This is a genomic window from Aquiflexum sp. (assembly GCF_977115555.1).
The window spans coordinates 1-3,818 of the sequence record NZ_CDSBKL010000380.1 but is presented as its reverse complement, the minus strand read 5'-3'; the positions used below and the strand labels follow the sequence as shown (position 1 = coordinate 3,818).

Here is a 3,818-nt window from a genome sequence, read left to right as displayed (position 1 = left end):
CTGATTTTAAAACAATTGAGTCTGATTTGAGAATAGCCCAAAAGGAACATTTTATTTCATTTAGTCAATATACCCCAACTGTCTACACCAAAATCCAAGAGAGAGGCATTCAACTTTCACTCAGGTACCTCTGTAAACCAAGAAAGAGAAGGGTATTGGAGAATCAGATTTCAGAAGCGATTATTGACAGATTCAGAGCGGAAAAAGATATCAAGATCGTCTATCCGATTACTTCGATTTATTTGGAAAAGGGAGAATGATCCTTGATTGGGGTTTGATCAGTAAAAAGATATTAATGGATATTGGAAGATATTGGATTCGAGTTAATTGAGTGTTTGGTTTTTATAGAAGAAGGCAAACCACGAGAAAATAAAAAAAGGCTCAAAATGATGAGTTCTGAACCTTTTTATTTTATTTCTGCTAAGAGTATATCAATCTTTCTTCTTCAGATCACCTCTTTTAATCGATTGGATAAATTTGGACCAGGCAAATGGATCCATCAGCGTAAACGGTCTAGGTCCATACCTATCCTGTATCTGCATGATCTGTCCCTGCTGGAAATACCTCATGTTTTCATTTCCTGACGCCGGCATCGCCTCCGCATATCTCAGCAGCGTTTCAGGACTAAGGTTTCCCGTCCTGTCGATGGTCATCGGCGCTTCATAATTCATCGCCAGTACCTGTCTTTTGAATTCATCTTCGGTGGGGTAGGGCATGACTTCGATTTCTGCCAAAGCGATCTCATCGATCTGCATGGTGAGTATCAAAGATATCTTGTCATCATCAACGTTTTCAGGAACTTTGAAAGACTGTTTTCTCAAACCAATAAAACTGAAAATCACACTGTCACCTTCCAATACCGGCATGGAAAAATATCCGTATCGGCCTGAACTTGTACCACGGCCTTTTTTCGGTACATAGACATTGACTCCGGGAACAGCATCAGTGCTGTCAGCATTGAGGATGATTCCGGACAGCTGGATTACTTTTCTTTCTCTATCTTGGGCAAAACCGTCTTCAATCCCCAATAAGAAAAGGGTGAAAAAAAGGAAAACAGCTATAGGTTGTACTTTAAATTTCAAGGTAATACGGTTTATCTTTTTGGATTCACTGAACCGAATTCAGACTAATTAGGTTTTCTAATTTGGGTATAATATTAGCCTATTTTAGTTTCATTTGCTTAATTTCGACCGGGTTTTATTCGTTAATTTTACTAAATGCGACTTAAAAATATCAGCTTAAGTTATGGCATGAGGATTTTCAAGGCACTTTCGGAAGAACCAAGAGTCCGAATCCTTCATCTTTTGCTCCAGAACAAGGAACTTTCGATTTCTGACTTGGAGCATATCCTTGACTTTACCCAAACGAAAACCAGCAGACACCTGATCTACCTCAAAAATTCCGGATTGTTGGGAAGCCGAAGGGTGGACCAATGGATTTTTTACTATATCTTGGACGAAGCCCAAGAAATCATCCAACAGATTTTTAAGTTTATCCAAAAAGACCCCAATTTCAAACGAGATCAGGATGTCTACAATATCCTGCTTTCCAACCGGGAATTGGCCATCAATAAAATAGAGAATAACCCTTATCGCAAATAAATCATCCCATTTGAAAAAGTACCGCCATATTTTCTTTGACCTGGACCACACCCTGTGGGATTATGATACTAATGTGCAAGAATCATTATCAGAGTTGTTTGAAATTTACCAGCTGATCTCAGTAGGAATTCCAAATTACCGGACTTTCATCGATGCCTTCTATCAGGTCAATTTCAAGCTTTGGGCACTGTATGACTTAGGCAAAATTGACAAGCAAAGCCTTAGGGAAACAAGGTTCAAACTTATTTTTGAAAAAGCAGGGGTTTTGGGAAACAAGGTACCCAAAGATATGGAGGAGGATTTTATGCACAGGACTTCATCTAAGCCACATTTACTCCCCTACTCCAAAGAGATTCTGGATTATTTGAGACCCAATTACAAGATGCATATCATCACCAATGGCTTCAATGAAAGTCAGGCCAAGAAAATGCATTCCTCAGGGTTGACGCCCTACTTTGACTTGGTGGTGACTTCCGAGACCACCGGCCACAAAAAGCCTGATCCTAGGATTTTTCAATATGCCATGGATAAATTGTCCGTTCAATCAGTGGATTGTATCATGATAGGCGACAATCCCAATTCGGATATCCTTGGAGCCATCCGATCCAACATAGATCAGGTCTTTTTTGATCCACATGAAAAAGGCATCGAGCATCAGCCGACGCATACTATTCGGCATTTGAAGGAATTGGAAATTATTCTGTAATTTTTTTTGCTGAATAAATAAATACCTAAGAATGTAGCTTATTTTTGCGTCCAATATGAGAAAAGGGCTATTCTTTCTTTTGTTTTTTTGCTTCTTTGCTACCTTATCCAAAGGGCAGCAGTATGATATTGGGGTTTCCTCAGGATTATTTACACCGCTTGATTTTTGGTATTATCAAGAAGGAAAACCTGGGCTAATTTCCGGTGTTTCTTTTTCTTATCATACCAAAAAGAGACTTGTTCTGTCTACCAATATCTCCAAAGGAGGTTTTCAATACAACCCCGCCTTGTCTGAGTTGAGGGTAAATGGACAAAAAGTAGGCCCCGAAAACTCCAAAGTGGATGTGTACTTTTTTTATCTTGGCATCGGTAGGATTTTTACTTTAAATGAAACCTCTGAATTAGTGGTTAACAGTGGTTTTGGATTTTTTCTCGAAAACAGATTGGCCTTCAATGAAGAAGATTTGGCTTTACGGGGACAAATCCAATATTACAGAGATGCCACTTTTCCCATACAAGTTCAATACAGAAAGGAAATCACACCGAGCCTTTGGCTTGGGATGAGGACAGGATTTTTCTTGACGCCATTTTATACATTTGGAGGATTTCATTTGACTCCTACTTTATCCTTTAGACTTTGAATCGAATGAAAATCAGGATAATCATTTTACTCGCCATAGTTTTCATTCCTTTTGTCACAAAATTGGCTGCGCAAAATGCTGATTTTGGGATCTCTCTTGGGACTTTCAGAATTCCGAATCAACAATTCTTTGAAAAGCCACGCCTTGGATTTAACCTTAATTTGGGACTTTATTACCCGATTCATAAACATTGGTCTTTGGGTACCAATTACAATAATTCGGTGATTGAATATTCAAGAGAGTCTGTTGCAAATACCCCATTGGCACCTATTTTGGGAGACCTTCCTATCGACGGTAGGGTCAACTCCGAACACTTTTCCTTCCTGATTCAGAGAAATATGCTTTTGCCGGTATGGGGTTTGCACCTTGATTTAGGTACGGGGGTCGCTGTGATGGTGGAGGCAAATGAATTTTATGACGTAGGAAACTTTGACGAGGAAATGAAATACTATACAGCCTATTTTTGGGAACAAGCTACTTCCATAGAATTTCAATTACCGTTGAGGTACGCAGTCTATAAGCCATTGGGAAATAGGGGAAGCTTGGGTTTTGAAGGCGGTTTGTTTTTTGGCAAAGGGATGTTTGTGAGGGGAGTTTTTTTTGGGCCAAGACTTTCCATAAAAATCTAGAAGGGAAAAAAAAATCTATTTTTAAACAAAAAAAGATAAAAGAAAAAGTAGAAGAGCCAAAGAAAAAAGAAAAAAGTATTTCTAACAATAGTAAATCAAATAAAAACAAAAAGAAAACAGCTAAAACAACACTGCTTATAAAAAAATGTAAAAAAAAAAAATGATGCGTTACATCCCTGCCATCGCTGTTATCTCCCTTACCAAATCATCTACCGTCCATGGCAAATGCTCCAATGCCAAAA

At 38.6% G+C, this 3,818-nt stretch carries 5 protein-coding genes and 1 pseudogene; 5 read left to right on the top strand and 1 reads right to left on the bottom strand.

Going from position 1 to position 3,818, the window contains the following annotated elements; all coding sequences use genetic code 11:
• Positions 1 to 260 (top strand): annotated as a pseudogene (locus tag ACZFYI_RS16985) (mechanosensitive ion channel protein MscS); the annotation flags it as partial.
• Between the two features lie 171 nt (positions 261 to 431).
• Here the strand turns inward: ACZFYI_RS16985 and ACZFYI_RS16980 are convergent.
• Complete coding sequence (locus ACZFYI_RS16980) at positions 432 to 1,022, bottom strand: carboxypeptidase-like regulatory domain-containing protein (RefSeq protein ID WP_462525319.1); 591 nt, start codon at positions 1,020 to 1,022, stop codon at positions 432 to 434.
• A gap of 195 nt (positions 1,023 to 1,217) precedes the next feature.
• Here ACZFYI_RS16980 and ACZFYI_RS16975 point away from each other — a divergent pair, with 195 nt between their 5' ends.
• The 4 genes from ACZFYI_RS16975 to ACZFYI_RS16960 are packed head-to-tail and all read left to right on the top strand — an operon-like array spanning position 1,218 to position 3,576.
• Positions 1,218 to 1,601 carry an ArsR/SmtB family transcription factor gene (locus tag ACZFYI_RS16975; RefSeq protein ID WP_462525318.1) on the top strand — a complete coding sequence of 128 codons (384 nt, stop codon included), beginning with the start codon at positions 1,218 to 1,220 and terminating at the stop codon, positions 1,599 to 1,601.
• Between the two features lie 10 nt (positions 1,602 to 1,611).
• Positions 1,612 to 2,307 (top strand): YjjG family noncanonical pyrimidine nucleotidase, encoded by a 696-nt coding sequence (locus tag ACZFYI_RS16970; RefSeq protein ID WP_462525317.1) that lies wholly within the window; start codon positions 1,612 to 1,614, stop codon positions 2,305 to 2,307.
• A gap of 55 nt (positions 2,308 to 2,362) precedes the next feature.
• The gene (locus ACZFYI_RS16965) at positions 2,363 to 2,947 is read left to right on the top strand and encodes a hypothetical protein (protein ID WP_462525316.1); all 585 of its coding nucleotides are present in this window, start codon (positions 2,363 to 2,365) and stop codon (positions 2,945 to 2,947) included.
• Positions 2,948 to 2,952: 5 nt separating this feature from the next.
• Entirely contained in the window at positions 2,953 to 3,576 is a 624-nt protein-coding gene (locus tag ACZFYI_RS16960; protein WP_462525315.1) for a hypothetical protein, read from the top strand.
• The last annotated feature ends 242 nt before the right edge of the window (positions 3,577 to 3,818 follow it).

Bases quoted from the DNA above. Each gene is read 5' to 3' on its own strand.
- ACZFYI_RS16975 (WP_462525318.1), top strand. From the start codon at position 1,218: ATGCGACTTAAAAATATCAGCTTAAGTTATGGCATGAGGATTTTCAAG.
- ACZFYI_RS16965 (WP_462525316.1), top strand. From the start codon at position 2,363: ATGAGAAAAGGGCTATTCTTTCTTTTGTTTTTTTGCTTCTTTGCTACC.
- ACZFYI_RS16960 (WP_462525315.1), top strand. From the start codon at position 2,953: ATGAAAATCAGGATAATCATTTTACTCGCCATAGTTTTCATTCCTTTT.